At 75.3% G+C, this 3,315-nt stretch carries 4 protein-coding genes; all 4 read left to right on the top strand.

The genetic code is table 11. The annotated features are described in order from the left end of the window. Positions 1-623, top strand: a 623-nt coding sequence (locus E1283_RS34130) for an acetate--CoA ligase family protein (protein WP_207930643.1), incomplete at its 5' end; no start/stop codon positions are given. Between the two features lie 110 nt (positions 624-733). Then, positions 734-1,321 carry a DUF5998 family protein gene (locus E1283_RS39290; RefSeq protein ID WP_243745303.1) on the top strand — a complete coding sequence of 196 codons (588 nt, stop codon included), beginning with the start codon at positions 734-736 and terminating at the stop codon, positions 1,319-1,321. Next, positions 1,318-2,544, top strand: coding sequence for an alkaline phosphatase family protein (locus E1283_RS34125; protein ID WP_243745302.1), 1,227 nt, complete (start codon positions 1,318-1,320; stop codon positions 2,542-2,544). The genes E1283_RS39290 and E1283_RS34125 overlap by 4 nt, the downstream gene beginning before the upstream one ends. Before the next feature lie 35 nt (positions 2,545-2,579). After that, positions 2,580-3,239 carry a thymidine kinase gene (locus E1283_RS34120; RefSeq protein WP_132822045.1) on the top strand — a complete coding sequence of 220 codons (660 nt, stop codon included), beginning with the start codon at positions 2,580-2,582 and terminating at the stop codon, positions 3,237-3,239. Positions 3,240-3,315: the final 76 nt, after the last annotated feature.

Here is a 3,315-nt window from a genome sequence, read left to right as displayed (position 1 = left end):
CCGCCCACCCCGCGCCCGACGTCCGCGCCGCCGTGGTCGCCGCCCGCCGCGTCGGCTTCCCCGTCGCCCTCAAGACCACCGCGCCACGCCTGCGCCACCGCCCCGACCTCGGCGGCGTCCGCCTCGACCTCACCACCGAGGGGGAACTCCGCCGCGCCTACGCCGAGTTGGCGGGCCAGCACGGCGACCCCGCCGAACTGCGGCCCGTCGTCCAGCGGATGGCCCCCCGGGGCGTCGACACCGTGGTCCGCGCCACCGTCGACCCGGCCGTCGGCGCCGTCCTCTCCTTCGGCCTCGCCGGGGCACCGGCCGAACTGCTCGGCGACGTGGCCCACCGGCTGCTCCCGGTCACCGACCGCGACGTGGCCGGGCTGGTCCGGGCCATCCGGGCGGCACCCATGCTGTTCGGCTGGCGCGGCGCCCGGCCCGTCGACACCGCCGCCCTGGAGGAGACGCTGCTGCGCCTCGGCCGACTGCTCGACGACCGGCCCGAGATCGCCGCCGTCGAGCTCGAACCCGTCGCCGTCGCCCCACACGGAGTCACCGTGCTCGGCGCCTCGATCCGGGTGGCGCCCCCGGCACCCGCCTTCGACCTTGGCCCGCGCCGGATGCCCGCCTTCTAGGCCCTGTCCGGGCGGACAGGACCCAGCCGCGTGCCCGGCGTGCTCCGCCCACCGAGAACAGACCGGACGACGGCCTCACCGCTGTCCGGGGTGCCCCTTAGGATGGGCGCATGGCGAAGACCGGTACGACGTCCCAGGGGCTGCGGGAGGCAATCGAGCGCAGCGGCTACTACCCCGCGCTGGTCGCGGAGGCGGTGGAGGCGGCCGTGGGCCGGGAGCCCGTGACGTCCTTCCTCGTCCACCAGGAGACCACCTTCGACAGCAACGAGGTGCGCCGGCACGCCACCGTGCTGGTGCTGACCGGCACCCGGTTCATCGTCAGCCACACCGACGAGCAGTCCGCCGACAGCACGGCCCCCGCGCCCTACGCCACCACCTCCACCGAGTCCGTGAAGCTGTCCCGGATCTCCTCCGTGGTGCTGAGCCGCGTCGTCTCCGACCCGCAGTCCTACGTGCCGGGCACGCTGCCCCGCGAGGTGGTGCTCACCATCGGCTGGGGCGCCGTCGCCCGGATCGACATGGAGCCGGCCAACTGCGGCGACCCCAACTGCGAGGCCGACCACGGCTACACGGGCTCCAGCACGGCCGACGACCTGTCGCTGCGCATCAGCGAGGCCGGGGACGGTCCCGAGACGGTCCGGCAGACCCTGGAGTTCGCCCAGGCGCTCTCCGAGGCGACCGCGGTGGCCACCAGGTGATCCACCCCCCACCGGGGAGCTGGGACGCACGGCCGGGCCCGGTCGACGAACCCGCGCCGCTCGACCCACGCCTGGCCCCCGCCCCCGCATACGGGACGGGATCCCTCGCCGACGTGCTGCCGGCCGCCGCCGCCGGCCTCGACATCCCGGGCCTCGCCCCCTCCGGCCTCCGGCTGCCGCCGGCCGACCGGGTCTGCGTCTTCCTGGTCGACGGCCTCGGCTGGGAGGCGCTGCTGGCCCACCCCGAGCAGGCCCCCTTCCTCACCTCGCTGATCCCGTCGTCCCGGGCCGGCACCGGCCGGCCCATCACCGCCGGCTTCCCCGCCACCACGGCGACCTCGCTGGCCTCGGTCGGCACCGGCCTCGCACCCGCCGCGCACGGCCTCGCCGGCTACAAGGTCCGCGACCCGGGCACCGGCGAGATGATGAACCAACTCCGCTGGGATCCGTGGACGGATCCGCGGCTCTGGCAGCCGTACCCCACCATCTTCCAGCGCGCCCACGCGGCCGGCGTCGCCGCAGCGCAGGTCACGGCGCCGCACTTCGAGCACACCCCGCTCACCCAGGTCGCGCTCTCCGGCGGCACCTTCCTCGGCCGCGGCGACGCGGGCGAGCGGATGGACCTGGCCGCCGAGCGGCTCGCCGCCGCCGACCGGGCCCTCGTCTACACCTACTACGCGGAACTCGACGGCAAGGGCCACCGGTTCGGCATGGCCTCCGACGCCTGGCTGTCCGAACTGGCCTATGTGGACGGCCTGGCCCGCCGGCTCGCCGAGCGGCTGCCGCCCCGCTCCGCGCTCTACATCACCGCCGACCACGGCATGGTCGACGTGCCGACCACCCCCGAGGCCCGCTTCGACTTCGACGAGGACTGGGAACTCCGGGCCGGCGTCGCCCGCCTCGGCGGCGAGGGCCGGGCCCGCCACCTGTACGCGGTGCCGGGCGCGGCGGGCGACGTGCACGCCGTGTGGCGCGAGGTGCTCGCCGAGCACGCCTGGGTGGTCACCCGCGACGAGGCCGTCGAGCTCGGCTGGTTCGGGCCGCCGGGCGTCGACCTCGAACCGCGGGTGCGGGGCCGCGTCGGCGACGTGGTCGTCGCCATGACCGGGAACGCCGCCGTGGTCGCCGGCGTCTCGGAGCCGAGGGAGACGGCGCTCCTCGGCATGCACGGCTCCGTCACCCCGGCCGAACAGCTCGTACCGCTCCTCGAAGTACGCACCTGAGCACGTGAAGTACGGAACAACCGGGAGCAGGACCCTTGGCTGAACTCGCCTTCTTCTCCGGCACGATGGACTGCGGAAAGTCCACCCTCGCCCTCCAGATCCAGCACAACCGCTCGGCCCGTGGCCTGCGGGGGCTGATCTTCACCAGGAACGACCGGGCCGGCGAGGGCCTGCTGTCGTCCCGGCTCGGCCTGGTGACGGAGGCGACCGAGACGGACGAGGCGTTCGACTTCCACGCGCACCTCGCCGCCCGCGTCGCGGCGGGGGTCCGCGTGGACTACGTGATCGCGGACGAGGCCCAGTTCCTCTCGCCCGAGCAGGTCGACCAACTGGCGTGCGTCGTCGACGACCTGGGCGTCGACGTCTACGCGTTCGGCATCACGACCGACTTCAGGACCCGGCTGTTCCCCGGCTCCCAGCGGCTGATCGAGCTCGCCGACCGGGTGGAGGTGCTCCAGGTCGAGACGCTGTGCTGGTGCGGGGCGCGCGCCACGCACAACGCCCGCACGGAGGGCGGGCGGATGGTCGTGGAGGGCGCGCAGGTGGTCGTCGGCGACGTCGGGGCGGCGGACGCCGAGGTCGGCTACGAGGTGCTGTGCCGCCGTCACCACCGCCGTCGCCGCACGGCGGCGTCGGCGAGTGCGACCGCGAACGCGACAGCGTCGGTGGCGCCGCAGCCGGCGGCGGCCGACTGACGCCGGCGCCCTCCCGCCAGCTCACGCTCGGAGGTGCCCGTCAGGCCGGTGGCCTGGCGGCCGTGGCGTACCCGCC

It is taken from the genome of Streptomyces hainanensis (assembly GCF_004348415.1).
GTDB lineage: Bacteria > Actinomycetota > Actinomycetes > Streptomycetales > Streptomycetaceae > Streptomyces > Streptomyces hainanensis.
The sequence above is the reverse complement of the archived record's forward strand: the minus strand, read 5'-3'. Positions and strand labels throughout refer to the sequence as shown.

Bases quoted from the DNA above. Each gene is read 5' to 3' on its own strand.
- E1283_RS39290 (WP_243745303.1), top strand. From the start codon at position 734: ATGGCGAAGACCGGTACGACGTCCCAGGGGCTGCGGGAGGCAATCGAG.